Annotated in this window: 14 protein-coding genes; 9 read left to right on the top strand and 5 right to left on the bottom strand. The window is 51.8% G+C overall.

The window, feature by feature from the left end:
• Positions 1-250 precede the first annotated feature (250 nt).
• The 6 genes from ACTNDI_RS02480 to ACTNDI_RS02455 all read left to right on the top strand — a co-directional run bounded on the left by ACTNDI_RS02480 (position 251) and on the right by ACTNDI_RS02455 (position 6,647).
• Positions 251-1,441: an acetyl-CoA C-acetyltransferase gene (locus ACTNDI_RS02480; RefSeq protein ID WP_441099175.1), complete on the top strand. Its 1,191-nt coding sequence runs from the start codon at positions 251-253 to the stop codon at positions 1,439-1,441.
• A 99-nt stretch (positions 1,442-1,540) separates the two neighbouring features.
• Complete coding sequence (locus ACTNDI_RS02475; protein WP_441099174.1) at positions 1,541-2,335, top strand: enoyl-CoA hydratase-related protein; 795 nt, start codon at positions 1,541-1,543, stop codon at positions 2,333-2,335.
• Positions 2,336-2,443: 108 nt separating this feature from the next.
• A complete protein-coding gene (locus ACTNDI_RS02470; RefSeq protein ID WP_441099173.1) occupies positions 2,444-3,319 on the top strand; it encodes a 3-hydroxyacyl-CoA dehydrogenase NAD-binding domain-containing protein in 876 nt (291 codons plus the stop codon).
• 213 nt (positions 3,320-3,532) lie between these two features.
• Positions 3,533-4,699, top strand: a complete 1,167-nt coding sequence (locus tag ACTNDI_RS02465) for an acyl-CoA dehydrogenase (protein ID WP_441099172.1) — start codon at positions 3,533-3,535, stop codon at positions 4,697-4,699.
• Between the two features lie 89 nt (positions 4,700-4,788).
• Positions 4,789-5,583: an electron transfer flavoprotein subunit beta/FixA family protein gene (locus tag ACTNDI_RS02460; RefSeq protein WP_441099171.1), complete on the top strand. Its 795-nt coding sequence runs from the start codon at positions 4,789-4,791 to the stop codon at positions 5,581-5,583.
• 17 nt (positions 5,584-5,600) lie between these two features.
• Positions 5,601-6,647, top strand: coding sequence for an electron transfer flavoprotein subunit alpha/FixB family protein (locus ACTNDI_RS02455; protein WP_441099170.1), 1,047 nt, complete (start codon positions 5,601-5,603; stop codon positions 6,645-6,647).
• A gap of 283 nt (positions 6,648-6,930) precedes the next feature.
• Here ACTNDI_RS02455 and xylB read toward each other — a convergent pair whose 3' ends face one another.
• The 5 genes from xylB to ACTNDI_RS02430 all read right to left on the bottom strand — a co-directional run bounded on the left by xylB (position 6,931) and on the right by ACTNDI_RS02430 (position 13,608).
• The gene (gene xylB / locus ACTNDI_RS02450) at positions 6,931-8,388 is read right to left on the bottom strand and encodes a xylulokinase (RefSeq protein ID WP_441099169.1); all 1,458 of its coding nucleotides are present in this window, start codon (positions 8,386-8,388) and stop codon (positions 6,931-6,933) included.
• A gap of 78 nt (positions 8,389-8,466) precedes the next feature.
• Positions 8,467-9,960: an L-fucose/L-arabinose isomerase family protein gene (locus ACTNDI_RS02445; RefSeq protein ID WP_441099168.1), complete on the bottom strand. Its 1,494-nt coding sequence runs from the start codon at positions 9,958-9,960 to the stop codon at positions 8,467-8,469.
• A 181-nt stretch (positions 9,961-10,141) separates the two neighbouring features.
• Complete coding sequence (locus ACTNDI_RS02440) at positions 10,142-10,762, bottom strand: DUF4867 family protein (RefSeq protein ID WP_441099167.1); 621 nt, start codon at positions 10,760-10,762, stop codon at positions 10,142-10,144.
• Between the two features lie 327 nt (positions 10,763-11,089).
• Complete coding sequence (gene aroA / locus ACTNDI_RS02435; protein WP_441099166.1) at positions 11,090-12,382, bottom strand: 3-phosphoshikimate 1-carboxyvinyltransferase; 1,293 nt, start codon at positions 12,380-12,382, stop codon at positions 11,090-11,092.
• A gap of 131 nt (positions 12,383-12,513) precedes the next feature.
• Entirely contained in the window at positions 12,514-13,608 is a 1,095-nt protein-coding gene (locus ACTNDI_RS02430; RefSeq protein WP_441099165.1) for a prephenate dehydrogenase/arogenate dehydrogenase family protein, read from the bottom strand.
• A gap of 294 nt (positions 13,609-13,902) precedes the next feature.
• On the opposite strand from ACTNDI_RS02430, the gene ACTNDI_RS02425 reads away from it, so the two are divergent.
• From ACTNDI_RS02425 to ACTNDI_RS02415, 3 genes are all read left to right on the top strand, one after another.
• Positions 13,903-15,993 carry an elongation factor G gene (locus tag ACTNDI_RS02425; protein WP_441099164.1) on the top strand — a complete coding sequence of 697 codons (2,091 nt, stop codon included), beginning with the start codon at positions 13,903-13,905 and terminating at the stop codon, positions 15,991-15,993.
• Positions 15,994-16,330: 337 nt separating this feature from the next.
• Positions 16,331-16,882, top strand: coding sequence for a hypothetical protein (locus tag ACTNDI_RS02420; protein WP_441099163.1), 552 nt, complete (start codon positions 16,331-16,333; stop codon positions 16,880-16,882).
• Positions 16,883-16,929: 47 nt separating this feature from the next.
• Positions 16,930-17,730 (top strand): hypothetical protein, encoded by an 801-nt coding sequence (locus ACTNDI_RS02415; RefSeq protein WP_441099162.1) that lies wholly within the window; start codon positions 16,930-16,932, stop codon positions 17,728-17,730.
• Positions 17,731-17,843: the final 113 nt, after the last annotated feature.

Here is a 17,843-nt window from a genome sequence, read left to right as displayed (position 1 = left end):
TGTCAAGGAAAAAACTATACAAGATTGCAATCCAAATTTAGTAAGTTTTTTCCGAAATAAAGATTGATAAATATTTGACAAAAAGGCGGAATAGGGGTATTATGATTACATCGTTAAGAAATAAACGAGCATTGTTCCGGCGGTCTGGATCAGAAGACGCGGTACAGCGTTCCGGCTTTTTCCTGACGGTGATTCATGAGGAAATACATATTTCACGTACTAAATATTTATTTTTTAAGGAGGCTTTAATATGGCTGAGAAAATTGTTATTGCTGGCGCCTGCCGTACTGCGATCGGTAAGATGGGTGGAGAACTTAGCACAGTTCCGGTTGCTGATCTCGGAACAATTGTTATCAAAGAGGCTCTGAAGCGCTCCGGAGTACCGGCGGATAAGGTAGACATGGTATACATGGGATGTGTACTTCAGGCAGGACAGGGACAGAACGTTGCCCGTCAGGCTTCCGTAAATGCAGGAATTCCGGTTGAAGTTCCGGCAATGACTCTGAATATTCTCTGCGGTTCCGGACTTGCGGCTGTGAACATGGCAGCAGACATGATCCGTGCTGGAGAGGCAGAAATCGTTGTTGCAGGCGGCATGGAGAGCATGTCCAAGGCTCCGTACCTTCTGCAGAACGGACGTTATGGATATAGAATGGGCGATGGAGCACTGATTGATTCCATGACGCATGACGCTCTTACCGATGCGTTCAACAATTATCATATGGGAATCACAGCTGAGAATGTTGCCGAGAAATACGGCCTGACCAGAGAAGAGCTCGACGAGTTCTCCGCAAAATCTCAGCAGAAGGCCTGCAAGGCAATTGAAGAGGGCAAGTTCAAGGATGAGATCGTTCCGGTAGAGGTGAAGGGACGTAAGGGCAAGGTTACCATCGTTGATACCGATGAGGGACCGCGTCCGGGAACAACAGCAGAAGGACTTGCAAAGCTTCGCCCCGCTTTCAAGAAGGACGGAATTGTAACCGCGGGTAATGCTTCCGGAATCAATGACGGTGCGGCAGCAGTTGTAGTAATGACAGAATCCAAGGCAAAAGAGCTCGGTGTAAAGCCGATGGCTTCCTGGATCGCAGGCGCGCTCGGCGGTGTTGATCCGGCTATCATGGGCGTGGGACCGATCGTAGCTACCAGAAATCTGCTGAAGAAGACCGGAATGACCGTTGCGGACTTCGATCTGTACGAGGCAAATGAGGCATTTGCTACACAGTCTCTCGCAGTTGCCAAGGAACTCGGATTTGATCCGGAGAAGCTGAATGTAAACGGAGGAGCAATCGCTCTTGGACATCCGGTAGGATGCTCCGGAACAAGAATCCTTGTTACTCTGCTCTATGAGATGCAGAAGAGAAAAGCGAACAAAGGTCTTGCAACTCTTTGCATCGGCGGCGGCATGGGCTGCGCTACCGCGGTAGAGAGATACGAGGAGTAAACGGAAACTTATCAGGAGCTGAAACGGAGCTGTTTTTCCCTGCACAGGGAGAGCCGTTTCCGGCTCCTGAATCATATTGGATAAGAAAGGGTTTCTATCATGGCATATGTTACATATGAAACCGAAGGCGCGGTAGCAATTGCCACTATTGACCGCCCGAAGGCTCTGAATGCATTAAACAGCGAAGTTCTTGACGATCTGGAGAAGGTGATTGAGGGCATTGATCTTGATACCATCCGCTGCCTTATCATCACCGGTGCCGGCGATAAATCCTTCGTAGCCGGTGCGGATATCGGAGAGATGAGCACCCTGACAGCTGCCGAGGGAGAGGCTTTCGGCAAGAAGGGAAATGACCTGTTCCGCAAAATTGAGACGCTCCCGATTCCTGTCATTGCCGCGGTTAACGGATTTGCTCTGGGCGGCGGCAACGAGATCGCGATGAGCTGTGATTTCCGTATCTGCTCTGAGAATGCCGTATTCGGACAGCCGGAAGCCGGTCTTGGAATTACGCCGGGCTTTGGAGGCACACAGAGACTTGCTCGTCTGGTAGGACCGGGAATGGCAAAGCAGCTGATCTACACCGCAAGAAACATCAAGGCGGATGAGGCGTTCCGCATTGGTCTTGTCAACCAGGTGGTGCCACAGGAAGAGCTGATGCCAACGGTGAAAAAAATTGCTTCCATTATCGCGGGCAATGCGCCGATCGCGGTAAGAGCATGCAAGAAAGCGGTTAATGAGGGCCTTCAGGAGAATATCGATGATGCACTTGTGATCGAGGAGAAGCTCTTCGGTTCCTGCTTCAATTCCGAGGATCAGAAAGAGGGAATGGCAAATTTCCTCCGCAAAAAGGATGATCCGAAGAAGGTAAAACACGTGGCATTCCAGAACAAGTAATCGTATAATACAGTACAGGTGTCCGGCGCCGGTTTTTTCGCGTTCCGGAAGCCGGACACCAGATACTGTTTCCATCACTATAGAATAATCTATGCAGGAGGTACAGCAATGAAAGTTGGTATTATTGGCGCCGGCACAATGGGTTCCGGTATTGCACAGGCATTTGCACAGTGCGGCGAAGTGGAGAAGGTTTATCTCTGTGATATCAAGCAGGAGTTCGCTGACGGCGGCTTCGCGAAGATCAAGAAGGGCCTCGATAAGAGAGTGGCGCGGGGAAAGATTGACCAGGCAACTGTCGATGGAATCCTTGGCAAGATCGAAACCGGACTGAACACAATCTGCACAGATGCTGATCTGATCGTAGAGGCGGCTCTTGAGAATATGGAAATCAAGAAAAACTGCTTCAAGGATCTTCAGGAGAACGTTGTAAAGAACCCGAACTGCATCTACGCGTCCAACACTTCTTCCCTGTCTATCACCGAGATCGGATCCGGACTTGCAAAACCGGTCATCGGAATGCATTTCTTCAATCCGGCACCGGTTATGAAGCTGGTAGAGGTTATTGCCGGAATCAACACTCCTGCTGAGATCGTTGCCCGGGTCAAGGAGATTGCGGTTAAGCTTGGCAAGACTCCGGTAGAGGTTAATGAGGCAGCCGGATTCGTTGTAAACCGTATCCTTGTGCCGATGATCAATGAGGGAATCTGTGTATATGCTGCAGGCGTTTCTGATATTGAAGGCATCGATACCGCTATGAAGCTCGGATGCAATCATCCGATGGGACCGCTTGAGCTCGGCGACTATATCGGACTTGATATCGTACTTGCCATCATGGATGTCATTTACAAAGAGACCGGTGATTCCAAGTACCGCGCATGCCCGCTCCTTCGCAAGATGGTTCGCGGCAAACAGCTCGGAGTCAAGACCGGAATCGGATTCTATGATTACTCCAATGGCGGAAAGGTTCCGACCGACAAGAAGTAATCAAATCATAAAGCATACATTTTCCGGCGGCGGAGCACTGCGTCCGTTTGCCGGATAAACGCGTGTCCTTTCAGGACACCTTCGAAAAGACGTCCGGCTCCGGTTTCCAGCGCTGCATCGAGTGGCTGTACAGACGTATCTGCCACCGGTTCACGCGTGCGGTTGCCCGTTTTGCTTTCCGGAAGAGATTATAATAACGTTTGGAGGTTAGACATGGATTTCACGTTAGATAAAAAACATGAAATGGCGAGATCTCTTTTCAGAGACTTCGCGCAGAATGAAGTAAAGCCTCTTGCGCAGGAGATCGATGAGGAAGAGAGATTTCCGCGCGAGACATTTGACAAGCTCGCAAAATACGGCTTTATGGGAATTACCGCTCCCAGAGAGTACGGCGGACAGGGCTGCGATGAGCTGACATATGTGCTCTGTCTGGAAGAGATCGCAAAGGTCTGTGGAACGACTGCGGTTGCTCTTTCTGCTCATACTTCACTGTGCATCGACCCGATCATGACCTTTGGTACTGAAGAGCAGAAGAAGAAATATATTCCGAAGCTCGCAAAAGGTGAGTGGCTCGGTGCCTTCGGTCTGACGGAGCCCGGCGCCGGAACAGACGCGCAGGGACAGCAGACAAAGGCGGTTCTTGACGGAGACGAGTGGGTACTGAACGGCTCCAAGTGCTTCATCACAAACGGCAAGGAAGCAGATGTCTACATTATCATCGCGGTAACGGGAACCGTTGAGAAACGCGGCAGAAAACAGAAAGAGATCTCCGCATTCATCGTGGAAAAGGGAACACCGGGCTTCACTTTCGGAACGAAGGAGAAGAAGATGGGTATCCGCGGATCCGCGACCTATGAGCTGATTTTCCAGGACTGCCGTATTCCGAAGGAGAACATCCTCGGCGCGAAGGGCAAGGGCTTCGGAATTGCCATGCACACGCTGGACGGCGGACGTATCGGAATCGCGACACAGGCACTCGGCCTCGCGGAAGGCGCACTTGACCTTACGGTTGCCTACACGAAGGAGAGAAAGCAGTTCGGACGCTCCATCGCGCAGTTCCAGAACACACAGTTCCAGCTGGCAAATCTGAAGACGACCTGTGACGCGGCTCAGCTTCTGGTATATAAGGCTGCCTGCGCGAAGGACGCTGCCGGATTCTCACCGGCATCCACATACAGCGTAGAGGCTGCAGAGGCAAAGCTGTTCGCGGCAAAGGCAGCGATGGATGTCACGACAGAATGCGTACAGCTCCACGGCGGTTATGGTTATATCAGAGAGTATGACGTAGAGCGTATGATGCGTGACGCAAAGATCACCGAGATCTATGAGGGAACCGCAGAAGTTATGCGTATGGTTATTTCTGCGAATCTATTGAAATAAGCTCTTCGAAAACGCAGACAGGATCGTCACACGCGAAGCGTGTGTAAGAGACTGTATGCGGTTTACTGAAATAACAGGAGGAATATACCGTGAAGATAATTGTTTGTATTAAACAGGTACCGGATACCGCAGGCGGTGTCAAATTCAAACCGGATGGTACCCTGGACCGTGCGGCTATGCTTGCCATCATGAATCCGGACGACAAGGCCGGACTTGAGGCGGCACTGAGAATCAAGGACGAGACCGGAGCAGAGGTTACGGTTCTCACCATGGGACTTCCGAAGGCAGCTGATGTTCTTCGCGAGGCGATCGCGATGGGCGCGGACAAGGGCGTTCTTCTGACCGACCGGAAGCTCGGCGGAGCAGATACCTGGGCGACTTCTTCGACGCTTGCTGCCGGAATCCGCAAAATCGGAGAGTATGATCTGATCATCACCGGACGTCAGGCGATCGACGGCGATACCGCGCAGGTGGGACCGCAGATCGCGGAGCATCTCGGTATTCCGGTGATCTCGTATGCGCAGGCGATCAAGGTGAACGAGGCGGAGAAGACCGTAGAGGTTGAGCGTCAGTTCGACGACAGATATCATGTGCTGAAGGCAAAGATGCCCTGCCTGATCACAGCTCTTTCCGAGCTGAATCCTCCGCGCTACATGACTCCGGCGGGAATCTGGGATGCGGTTGACGCGGAAATCACCACTTACAACCGCGATGATCTGACTACACTGAAGGATGAGGACTGCGGTCTCGCTGGTTCTCCGACAAAGATCGCGAAGGCTTCCGACAAGGTACGCAAGGGAGCAGGCACCATGTTCAAGGATCTTGATCCGGATGCCGGTGCGGCTGTCATCTGCGAAGAACTGACAAAGAGACATTATATTTGATGAAGGCGGTGAGTAGAATGAGTTTAGAAGATTACAAGGGTGTATATATCTTTGCACAGCAGGTAGATAATCACATTGACAACATTGCCTTCGAGCTCCTCGGAAAGGCGAGAGACCTGGCAAAGCCTCTGAACACACAGGTTACCGCGGTCCTGATCGGATACCAGGTTGGAGACCTTGCGGACGAACTTGCCGAGTACGGCGCGGACAGGGTCATCGTTGTGGATGATCCGGAACTGAAGGAGTACCGCACGGAGCCTTACGCACACGCACTGGCATCCGTTATCGAGAAGTACAAGCCGGAGATCATGCTGGTAGGCGCAACCGCGATCGGACGCGATCTCGGACCTACGGTATCGGCCCGTGTTCATACAGGACTTACCGCGGACTGCACCTCCCTCGATATCGGAGATTTCCCGCTTCAGCCGAAGCCGAATCAGGAGCAGAAGCACAATCAGCTGCTCATGACCCGTCCGGCATTTGGAGGCAACACCATTGCCACCATCGCATGCCCGGACAACAGACCGCAGATGTCGACCGTCCGTCCCGGCGTTATGGAGAAGATCACGCCGATCAAGGGCGCAAAGGCTGAGGTTATTAACTACAATCCGGGATTCACTCCGGATGACCGCTATGTCACGATCGAGAAGGTCGTAAAGAAGGTCACCGAGACGGTAGATATCCAGAAGGCAAAGATTCTGGTATCCGGCGGCCGTGGTGTCGGAAGCCCGGAGAACTTCCAGATCCTCAGAGACCTGGCGGATGTTCTTGGCGGAGAGGTGTCCTGCTCCCGTGCGGTTGTTGATAACGGATGGGCACCGAAGGATCTGCAGGTCGGCCAGACCGGCAAGACCGTTCGTCCGAACATTTATTTCGCAATTGGTATTTCCGGAGCCATCCAGCATGTAGCTGGTATGGAGGAGTCCGACCTGATCATCGCGATCAACAAGGACGAATCCGCGCCGATCTTTGATGTTGCAGACATCGGAATCGTCGGAGATCTGAACAAGATCGTTCCGAAGCTCACGGCGGATATCAAGGCTGAGATTGCAAAGAAAGCCTGAATGAAATATCAGAATGAGAGATTCTGATGTGATGGCTGATATTGTAAGGAAAGCCTGAGCAAAATATCGGAATAAGTAATTCTGACATCCGGGATAAAAGAAAACAGAATCCGCAGGATTTATAAAAACAGAAAAAGGAGGGCTTTCATGCGATGAAATTCGTGTGAAAGCCCTCCTTTTATTTACGCGAACAGTGAGCCACAGCCGAATGCGAAGTATTCGTGTGCGGCGAGCGTCGCAATAGCGAGATAAAACTCGCGCAGCGTGTTTTATCTCGTTCATGTCAGAACAGGCCCTTGAGAGCAGGATAGAATTTACGGAACCGGTTATACTTCTCCTCGTATTTTTCCGTGAGAACCGGGTCTGGCTCGATTGTATCTGTGACATGTATAATGCGATCTGCCGCGTCCTCGACAGAAGCGAATTCACCACAGCCGACAGCCGCCAGCATGGCACCGCCGAGAGATGGCCCCTCCTGAATGGCGGGGACATCAAGCGTCAGATTCATGACATTAGCGCAGATATTCATCCAGAGTTTTGATTTGGAACCACCGCCGACAATCATGGAACGGGTGATATGGAGACCCAGGCTTCTGGCGATTTCAAGAGAATCCCGAAGACCAAAAGCGACACCTTCAAGAACAGCCTGTGTCATTTCAGCGCGTGTCGTATCCATGCGCATGCCGATAAAAGCTGCCTTGCAGGAGGGGTCATTGTGCGGGGAACGCTCGCCCATCAGATACGGGAGGTAGAAGACATTGTTCTCTCCGAGCCGGGAGATGGACGCCTGCTCGCCTGCATAATCCTTTGTATTCAGAATCTCTTCATTCCACCATTTGTTGCAGGAGGCGGCACTGAGCATGCAACCCATCAGGTGATAGTGACCGTCTGCGTGGCAGAAGGAGTGAAGCGCGTGGTTGGGGGTATCCACAAACGAGGAACTTGAAATAAAGAGCGTGCCGGAAGTTCCGAGCGAAAGGTTGCATCTCTCATTTCCGACGGTTCCGGTTCCGACGGCGGAAGCCGCATTGTCGCCTGCACCCGCGATGATCTTCACCGTGCGGGGGAAGCCCAGCTCCTCCGCAACGGAAGGCTTGAGTGTTCCGACCGGCTCATAGCTTTCATAGAGCTTTGGAAGCTGTGATTCTGTGATGCCGCAGATCTCAAGCATTTCCGGGGACCAGCGTCTGTTTTTCACGTCGACGAGAAGCATTCCGGATGCGTCGGACAGGTCTGTGCAGAAGCTCCCGGAAAGCATATATGCAAGGTAATCCTTCGGAAGCATGATTTTGCATATTCTGCGGAAATTATCGGGCTCATTTTTGCGGACCCAGAGGATCTTGGGGGCAGTGAAGCCGGCGAAAGCAATATTCGCCGTCCAGGAAGCAATTTTAGTCTCACCGACGGTATGATTGAGGTAGTCGGTTTCCTCCTGTGTGCGACCGTCGTTCCACAAAATTGCGGGACGGATAACCTGATCCTTGTCATCAAGGATGACGAGGCCGTGCATCTGGCCTCCAAAACTGATTCCGGCGATCTCGCTTCTGTCAATATCTTTGGTCAGGATCTTCATGCCCTCCAGGGATTCTCTGTACCAGTCCGAAGGGTCCTGCTCGGACCATCCGGGGTGAGGAAAGTGGAGAGGATATTCGCGGCTGATGATGTTCCGGATCGTACCAGCGGAATCCATAAGAAGAAGCTTGACAGCAGATGTGCCAAGGTCAATGCCGATATAGTACATAGAGCGGTTCCTCCTGTATATATTTCTGTGAAATATTGCAGCGCCCCGCCTGTGGGGCAGGGCGCTTACTGGTGATTGTCAGGCAAAAGGATTTTCGTCCGCGTAGCGGTCCCCGGCGGGATGATTGTATCCGATCTCATCAACCGGGACACCGATGAATTTCAGGGTGTCGTAGAGAGTCTTTCCGTAATGACCAAACATTACGGCACCGTGGTGCGGGAAATTCTTCTCAATCAGCCAGTGACGATAGAAACGGCCCATCTCCGGAATCGCGAAGACGCCGATGGATCCGAAGGACCTTGTCGCAACCGGAAGGACCTCGCCCTGTGCGACATAGGCGCGGAGCTTGTTGTCTGCGGTTGACTGGAGTCTGTAGAAGGTGATGTCGCCAGGAACGATATCGCCTTCGATTGTTCCGTCGCACCACTCCTTCGGATGGGTGTTCGCCATGATGGCCTGATAAGCCAGATGCGGATTTGTCAGCTTGTTGGAGCAGGTGTTGCCGCAGTGGAAGCCCATGAAGGTGTCGCTGAACTTCCAGTTGTATGCGAATTTGCCCTCGATACTTTCCTTGTACATATCCTTCGGTACGGAGTTGTTGATATCGAGAAGAGTTACCTCATCCTGGCTCAGGCAGAGACCGATGTACTCGGACAGGGTGCCGTAAATATCAACCTCGCAGCTTACCGGGATTCCCCTCTTCATGAGGCGGCTGTTTACATAGCAGGGAACAAAGCGGAACATATCCTGGAACGCGGGCCAGCATTTTGTGGTGAGTGCCACATATTCCTTGCAGCCCTTGTGGCTTTCCGCCCAGTCAAGGAGCGTCAGCTCGTACTGCGCAAGCTTCGGGAGCATCGCCGGCCGGTTTGCCTCGGTGTATCCCATTTCGTTGGACATGTCCTCGACAACAGATGCGATTCTTTCATCATCCGCGTGCTTGGTATAGGACTCATAGAGGTCAAGCTCGGATTCTTCCTCGATCTCGACGTTCAGATTGTAGAGCTGCTTGATCGGTGCATTGCAGGCAAGGAAGTTGGACGGACGCGGGCCGAAGGAGATAATCTTCAGGTTGTTCAGTCCGATGGAAACTCTGGCGATTGGAAGAAATTCATGGATGCGGTCTGCAAGATCATCGGCGTCGCCGACCGGTTCATCAGGGATGTAGGCTTTAACATTGCGCAGAGCCAGGTTGTAGCTCGCGTTGAGCATTCCGCAGTATGCGTCGCCGCGGCCGCCCTTCAGATTGGTCTGTGTCTCTTCGGCGGCGGCACAGAACATCACCGGTCCGTCAAAATATTTCGCGAGCATTGTCTCGGAGATCTCAGGGCCGAAATTGCCGAGGAATACGCACAGGGCATTGCAGCCTGCGGCCTTCACATCCTTGAGTGCGTTCATCATATCTGTCTCGCTCTCAATGATGGTGATCGGACACTCGTAAATATCTGCGGCGTTATATTTCGCGGCATAGGCATTTACCAGAGCCTTGCGCCGGTCAAGTGTGAGACTTGCCGGAAAACAGTCACGGCTCACGCCGACAATGCCGATTTTTACAACTGGAATATTATTCATTATGATATCCTCCTGATAGATAAAAAGTCTGTGAAGCTTTCCCGGACAGATAAAGAATCTGTGAAGCATTCCGGGATAAATAAAAAATCCTGTGAAGCATTTCGGGATAAAATAAAAAACTTTTGAAGCGTTCCGGGATAAAATAAAATGATCTGCGAAGCTTTCCCGGGTAATGGGCTGGTCAGTCCACCCTGAGATTCTCGCCATCGAGACCGTTAAAAGCGCCTTCGATTCCGGCATCCGGATGTGCGATGAGCCATTTGTTGACAGCGGTAATCAGTTTGTCTTCGCTGTCTCCCCCGTGAGCGGAGGTCAGCTCGGTATTCGTGCCCTTCGGGAGTACCACGACACAGCGGAACGGCTTGCCGTCAACGCTGCACGGCGCGTAATGAAGGGTGGTGGCGTAAACCTCGATCACTGTACCTGCCGGCACGAGGAATGCCTCAACCTTTGAGGTGTCATAGTGAAAATCATCTGTGATATCCTGCTGCTTTCCGAGAAGGAGAATGAGATCATTCTCTGCAATATTGATCTCGGATGAACGGTGATATTCCAGAGCGTTCAGAAAAACATTATACCCATTGCAGTATCCGATCTGGACTGGAAGCTCGCCATATACAATCTGGCGGACTTTCTCTCCGGATGCGGTCTGCTCAAGCTTCGGATCCGATGCGACGTATATGGTGTGATCCGTCGGACACTCGGTATCCTTTAAAGCCTCCATAATGCCGGAAACATCGAGGCCGTTGATTACGCGGCCGTATGGATGAAAGGATTCATCGTGGACATTATGTATTACCATTCTAAAAACCTCCCTTAATATCTGTGAAGTTTGTCCTGATATAGAAAACTTCTCTAGTCATCGTCTATCATTATAACAGATTGTGCCGGAAATACGATGCATTTTCTTGACAAAAGGTACAAAAAACATAACAAAAAACAGAACAAAAACAGAACAAGGAAAAAGACAGAGATATAGACGAAGATTCCGAACAGAAACAGAACTGCAAGATAGAACGAAAGATCGGGCGGTCTTCGGCTGTGGGAAGACCGCCCGGTGTGTTGTGAAGCTTTTATTCAGGAAGAAGAAAATTGGTATGAGGCAGACCGCAGATCGACGTAGCCTACGTCATTGCTGCAGAAGAGACTTCAGATCCCGGTAGAATTCCGGATAGGATATGTTCACGCATTCGGCGTCCCGGATCTCTGTCTCGCCATCGGCGGCGAGGGAGGCAATGGCAAAGGACATGGCGATGCGGTGATCAAGGTGGCTGTCGATGAGCGCGCCGTGAAGCGGCTTTCCTCCCTTGATAATCATTCCGTCATCGGTACCGGTGATGTCGACACCCATGCGGGAGAGATTGTCCACCATAATGTCAAGACGGTTGGATTCCTTTACCTTCAGCTCTCCGGCATCCCGGATTACGGTTGTTCCCTCGGCCGTCGCGGCGAGAACGGCAATGATTGGGATCTCATCAATCAGGGTCGGAATCAGGCTGCCTTCAATGACGGTGCCATGAAGCGGAGTGTACCGCACCTCGAGGTCTGCCGTGGATTCTCCGCCGGAAGCCGAGAGCCTGCGGTAGGTCACAGTTCCGCCCATGTCCTGAATGACGCGCAGTATACCGTCGCGGGTCGGATTGGTGCCCACGTGCCGCAGCAGAATCTCGGAGCCGGGGATCATACAGGCGGCCGCCAGAAAATAGGCGGCGGAGGAGATGTCGCCGGGTACTTTTACCGATATTCCGGAGAGCTCATTTCCGGGATGAATCGTTGCCGCAAGACCGTCGGAGGACAAATCGGCGCCGAAATGACGAAGCATCAGTTCCGTATGATTTCTGGAAAGAGCCGGCTCAATGACGGTCGTGGCAGAATCAGCGTAAAGCCCTGCAAGCAGAAGGCATGATTTTACCTGGGCGGATGCCACCGGAGAATGATAGGTAATGCCGTGAAGCGGCTGACCTATGATCTGAAGAGGCGCGCATCCGTTGTCACGCTCGCTGGTGATGCATGCACCCATCTGCGTCAGTGGTTCGATGATCCGGTTCATGGGCCGCTTTTGTATGGAGGCGTCTCCGGTGAGCGTACAGGGAAAATCCTGTCCGGCGAGAATGCCGGAGATGAGGCGGGTCGTTGTTCCGGAATTGCCGCAATCGAGCACAGTGTCCGGAGCGTTGAGCCCGTGGAGCCCCTTCCCGTGGACGATGACATGATCCGGGTGTTCCGGATCGGTTTCGATGTCGATCCCCATGCTGCGGAAGCAGCTGATGGTGGAAAGACAGTCAGCGCCGGGCAGAAAATGGGAGATCTCAGTCGTCCCGTTTGCGAGACTGCCGAACATGACTGCCCGGTGAGAGATGGATTTATCTCCCGGAATATCCAGCTGTCCGTGAAGCGGTTTATCTGTAGGATAAAATTTCATGACACGGTTCCTTCCTTCTGAAAGATATGCAGAATCGTTTGCATTGTATCTGAAAGCTCTGCAGAATCGTTTGCATTGTATCTGAAAGTTCTGCGGAATCATTTAGAGAGACGGCGGGAAGCAATCTTTTTTCAGACCTTGCGCCGGACGAGGTAGTTTCGCTTTCGCAAAACGTCATCAGCGTCATTGCGGGCGTTTTCATCATAAAATTCGATCCGGAGGACTCCGTCTTCAAATTCCCGGTTGTGAATGATGCCGATGTTCCGGATGCTGATCTGATTCATGGCGAGCAGCGTCGTGACGGTTGCGATTCCGCCAGGTTCGTCGTAGATATCCACGTACAGAAGATATTGCCTTGGAACCGATCCCCTCTTGATGTCATCGATGGAATCCCGGTAATCCTTGGACGAGGAGAAGGTGCGGTAGAGGCCGTCGGCATCAGCCGAATCGATCATGGAGCGGAAATTGGAAAGAAATTCCATGTAGCGATCCAGCACCTTCAGGATATCGTTCCGGTTGGCGAGGCAGATTTGCTGCCACATAACCGGAGACGAGGAGGCAATCCTTGTGATGTCGCGGAACCCGCCCGCGGCAACGAGCTTCATCTTTTCGTCCGGGGTATCGATGCTTTTCACTGTATTTACCAGAGATGAGGCAACGATATGCTCGAGGTGGCTGACACCTGCGACGATGTAGTCGTGTTCTTCAGCGGAGACAACGATCGGGAGAGAGCGGATGGACCGGATCAGGTCCGAGTAACGATGAACCTTTTCTGTGTCAGTTTCCCGGTTTGTCGTTATAAAATAGTACGCGTTCTCCAGAAGGTAATCCGTGGAGCTGGAAAAACCGGTTTTTTCTGTGCCAGCCATCGGATGGCCGCCGATGAAGTTCGGCGCCAGGCCTGTCCGGATCGCGGCCTCGGTCGTCTCGCCCTTAACGGAGCCTACATCGGTCAGTATGCAGTCTTTCCGGATGATGGATTTGAGAAACGGAAAATAGGTGATATTGGTCTGTACAGGTGCGCACAAAAAAATAAAGTCACAGTCTCCGAAGCGCGGGTCATTCTGGCAGAGGGCTTCATCGATTGCGCCTGCCGCAAGAGCCTGCTCAAGCGTGGAAGGAGTGTGAGAGTATGCAAGTATATGAAAATCCGGATGGAATTTTTTGATGGATCTGGCCAGGGAACCTCCAATCAGTCCGAGACCTATAAAGCCGATACAAGTCATAGGAGTTTTTCCTCACTGTAATATACATCAGCACGTCAAAGTGCTAAAACAACTTATGTCAGTGTACTGGATAAACAGAGAAAAGTCAATGAAGGCAGATCAGACGATAATCGTTTAAAAACAAGACGTAAATGCGGCGGAATAACAGCTCTTTTATGATCACACCTCCGGAAATGTTGGGTAAATGACACAAAAAGGTTGATAATATTGCGAGTTTTTAGTAAAATATATCCATAGCGCCGAGAAAGAGAGAAAGCGCTTTCGAGGCGACTCAAATGTATGGAGGTTAACATTATGGAGGTTTTCAGAACTGACAGGGTCAGAAACGTCGTAATACTCGGACACGGCGGAGCAGGCAAGACTACCCTTGTTGAGGGAATGGCATATCTTTCCGGCATCACCAGCCGTCTCGGAAGTGTTAACGACGGAAATACAATCAGTGATTACGATAAAGAAGAGATTAAGCGCAAGATTTCGATCAATACATCCATTGTTCCCGTTGTGTGGAACAAGTGCAAGGTAAATGTACTGGATACCCCTGGTTATTTTGATTTTGTCGGCGAGGTTGAAGAAGCAGTTTCTGCCGCGGATGCGGCGGTAATCGTGGTTTCCGGAAAGGCCGGCGTTCAGGTAGGCACAGAGAAGGCATGGGATCTTTGTGAGAGATACAATCTTCCAAGAATGATTTTTGTTACAGACATGGATATTGATGATGTATCCTACCGTGATGTTGTGCTGAAGCTTCAGGAGCTTTACGGCAAGAAGATCGCGCCCCTTCACATGCCGATCCGCAAGGACGGGAAGTTTATCGGCTATGTGAACATTGTGAAGAACAAGGGCCGCAGATATATTAATAAGAATGAAAAAGAGGAAATCCCGATACCGGACTACCTGACGGATTACCTCTCTGAATATAGAGACGCGCTGCTGGAGTCGGTTGCGGAGACCAGCGAAGAGATGATGGATCGCTATTTCAACGGAGAAGAGTTCTCTCCAGCGGAGATCGGCGCCGCGCTTGCAATGAATGTCGGCTCCGGCGATATGGTTCCGGTCTGCATGGGATCTCCGATCAATCTGCAGGGCGTGAAAATTCTCCTAGACGATATTGTGGAATATTTCCCGGATCCTTCCCGGAGAGCGCGCGCGGGACTTGACCGCAGCAGCAATGATGTATTTAATGCCGACTATAATTTCACCAGCCCGAAGAGCGCGACGGTCTGGAAGACGATCGCGGATCCGTTCCTCGGAAAGTATTCCATGATCAAGGTCTGCTCCGGCGTACTGAAGTCCAATGACGTGCTCTACAATGTCACGCAGGATTCCGAGGAGAAGATCGGGAAGCTGTATGTCATGACCGGCAACAAACCTGTGGAGGTTCCGGAGCTTCATGCGGGTGATATCGGAGCGCTGGCAAAGCTCGGCGACGCAAAGACGGGCGATTCTCTGGCGACAAAGGACCATCCGGTTGACTTCGGTCCGGTTGCAGTATCGAAGCCTTATACGGCGAAACGGTACAAACCGCTGAACAAGAACGATGTAGATAAGATTGCGCAGGGCCTTTCCAGACTTCAGCTGGAGGATCTGACGATGAAGGTTGTCAATGACTCGGCAAATCATCAGTCCCTGATCTATGGCATTGGTGAACAGCACATCGAAGTAATCGCAGCGAAGCTGAAGGAGAGATATAAGGTCGATATCGAGCTCTCTGAGCCGAAGATCGCTTTCCGTGAGACGATCCGCAAGAAATCCGACGTGGACTCCAAGTACAAGAAGCAGTCCGGCGGACACGGTCAGTATGGACACGTGAAAATGCGCTTTGAGCCTTCGGGCGATCTGAACACACCGTTTGTTTTTGAAGAGGAGGTTGTGGGAGGCTCTGTTCCGAAGAACTATTTCCCTGCGGTTGAGAAGGGCCTGGCAGAATCGGTGACATCCGGACCGCTTGCGGCGTATCCGGTAGTCGGCGTCAAAGCGATTCTTTATGATGGATCCTATCATCCGGTTGATTCCTCGGAGATGGCGTTCAAGACCGCAACCATTATGGCGTTTAAAGATGGTTTTATGAAGGCGGATCCGGTATTGCTGGAGCCGATTGTAGATCTTAAGGTGACTGCACCGGATGCGTTCACCGGCGATATAATGGGTGACCTGAACAAGAGACGCGGACGCGTCCTGGGAATGAACCCGGCAGGAAACGGGAAGACGGAGATCGAGGCGGAAGTACCGCAGCTCGAGCTGAGCGGATATTCCAATACGCTTCGTTCCATGACCGGAGGTGCCGGCGATTTCTCCTATGAGTTCGCGAGATATGAGCAGGCTCCGGCGGAGATCCAGAAAGCACAGGTTGAGGCGAGAGCAGGAAAGGTTACGAAGCTTGATGACTGACGGGACGGCTCCTTGCTGCTGAGACTGTTTTGTTGAATATTGCTGTCTGCTGCATTGGCTGAGAGGCTGGATGCGGCAGACAGTTTTTTTACGCGAACAGTGAGCCGCAGCCGAATGCGAAGTATTCGTGTGCGGTGAGCGTCGCGATAGCGAGATAAAACTCGCGCAGCGTGTTTTATCTCGTTTTAGAGTGTTTTAACTCGCTTTCCGGACAGCCTTTGTGTTATGATGAGAAAGGTTATAGAAATGCATCACAGGCGGAGGGGCAGGATCCATATAAGCCACCGCGAAGACGGAGGCGGAGATCAGGGCGCCTGCAATGGAAAGGAGACAGAAAATGGGGAATGATAAGGAATTTGAGGCTGGCAGTACAGGAAGGAATCCTCTGGGAACTGACATCAGTGCGGAGGAAGTGCGGGATCTGGCGGAGAAGTTCATTTACTCCAGATATATTGTGGGTAAGGAACAGAACCAGAAATTTCTGCATAACCTGAAGATGCCGGAATACCTGGCATTGCATATCGTGCGGGAATATGTAAAGGATCTTCCTGAGGACAATCGGAAAATGTATCTGAATGTTCTGTCGGAGAAGCTGGAGCTTCCGATAAACGAAACCTCCCATGTGGCCGAGGCACTGAAAAACCGCGGTTACGTGACCTGGACCTTTGATGGGAAGGGAAACGGAGGCACTTATCTCAATATTACCCAGCGCGGGCTTGATATGCTTGCGGATAATGAGAAGCGCGTGGACAAGTTTACGAAAAAGGTCGTTAATCGTTTCGGACTCGACCGGATGCTTCAGTTTATGGAAATGAGCTCGGAGCTTTCCCGGATCATGAAGGATGAGCGGGAGGAAACAGAGTCCGGAGAAAGTGACGGTAAGGCATGATTTCTCCGTATAATTTCCGCAGACTGGAGATAAGGTGGCAGGGCCTTTTGGGCCCCTCCGCTGATGCCCGGGACGGGATACCGGAGTATTATCAAAGGGAATACGGGCAGGACGCGATGCGCATGTATGTCCTGTTCTCCGGAAAACTGCCCGGAAACAGTGAACGGGATGAAGCGTGCGCCGAGGGAATTCTTCGGTATCTTCGCAGATACTGGAGAATCGCGGAGGCGATTCTGGAACGGTCGAATGAGTCAGAGTCAGCAGATGAAACAGAGACTGGTGACAATTTCGACGCATGCAGCGTGGAAAAACTGCCGGGAGAAGCCCGTGAGCTGATATATACTGTGAATGAGAGAGTCAGCCGTTCTAAGTGGAATACAGCGGCAGCTTCGATGATGGAAGGCCTTAATCTGCTGCGTAAGGAGGAGCGTGGCCGGGGATTGATGAACCCTGCGGAAGAACTTCTTTTTATGAAGAATTACATTCTTCTGTCAGCTCCGTTCACTCCTTACATCGCACAGGAGCTTTGGGAAAGGTACGGCGGGTGCGGATATCATGATGGGCGCGGATATCATCGCGGTGTGCCGGACGTTTTGGAAGATGAAGACAGAAGAAGCGTCATGGATGAGCCCTGGCCGATTGCCGGGGATGCAGATAGGTCCGGTGATCCGGTTCGCCTTCCAGTCTGTATCGATGGAAGAAAAAGAACCGAGATACCGGCACTTTTTGGGTGGACCCGGGAACGGGCGGAAAGGGCAGCGGCCGCTGCCCTCGGGAGCAGGATGCCATCAGATGTCGGGAGAATTGTCTATGTGCCGGGGCGCATTCTGAACCTTGTGACAAAGTAAACGGCCATACGATAAGTCGTGACACATATTGTATAAGCTATGGATTGCTCCGTGCTTCGCACTCCCGCAATCCTCCAGGTATTCGCACTTCCGTGCCGCTTAAGCGTCACTTC

Origin of the sequence: Bilifractor sp. HCP3S3_D3, from assembly GCF_052063915.1 — a bacterium.
In the GTDB taxonomy this organism is placed as follows: Bacteria; Bacillota; Clostridia; order Lachnospirales; family Lachnospiraceae; genus Bilifractor.
The sequence above is the reverse complement of the archived record's forward strand: the minus strand, read 5'-3'. Positions and strand labels throughout refer to the sequence as shown.

Excerpts from the sequence above, each read along its gene's own strand:
- ACTNDI_RS02480 (WP_441099175.1), top strand. The coding sequence starts at position 251 with ATGGCTGAGAAAATTGTTATTGCTGGCGCCTGCCGTACTGCGATCGGT.
- ACTNDI_RS02475 (WP_441099174.1), top strand. The coding sequence starts at position 1,541 with ATGGCATATGTTACATATGAAACCGAAGGCGCGGTAGCAATTGCCACT.
- ACTNDI_RS02470 (WP_441099173.1), top strand. The coding sequence starts at position 2,444 with ATGAAAGTTGGTATTATTGGCGCCGGCACAATGGGTTCCGGTATTGCA.
- ACTNDI_RS02465 (WP_441099172.1), top strand. The coding sequence starts at position 3,533 with ATGGATTTCACGTTAGATAAAAAACATGAAATGGCGAGATCTCTTTTC.
- ACTNDI_RS02455 (WP_441099170.1), top strand. The coding sequence starts at position 5,601 with ATGAGTTTAGAAGATTACAAGGGTGTATATATCTTTGCACAGCAGGTA.
- xylB (WP_441099169.1), bottom strand. The coding sequence starts at position 8,388 with ATGTACTATATCGGCATTGACCTTGGCACATCTGCTGTCAAGCTTCTT.
- ACTNDI_RS02445 (WP_441099168.1), bottom strand. The coding sequence starts at position 9,960 with ATGAATAATATTCCAGTTGTAAAAATCGGCATTGTCGGCGTGAGCCGT.
- ACTNDI_RS02440 (WP_441099167.1), bottom strand. The coding sequence starts at position 10,762 with ATGGTAATACATAATGTCCACGATGAATCCTTTCATCCATACGGCCGC.
- aroA (WP_441099166.1), bottom strand. The coding sequence starts at position 12,382 with ATGAAATTTTATCCTACAGATAAACCGCTTCACGGACAGCTGGATATT.
- ACTNDI_RS02430 (WP_441099165.1), bottom strand. The coding sequence starts at position 13,608 with ATGACTTGTATCGGCTTTATAGGTCTCGGACTGATTGGAGGTTCCCTG.
- ACTNDI_RS02425 (WP_441099164.1), top strand. The coding sequence starts at position 13,903 with ATGGAGGTTTTCAGAACTGACAGGGTCAGAAACGTCGTAATACTCGGA.
- ACTNDI_RS02420 (WP_441099163.1), top strand. The coding sequence starts at position 16,331 with ATGGGGAATGATAAGGAATTTGAGGCTGGCAGTACAGGAAGGAATCCT.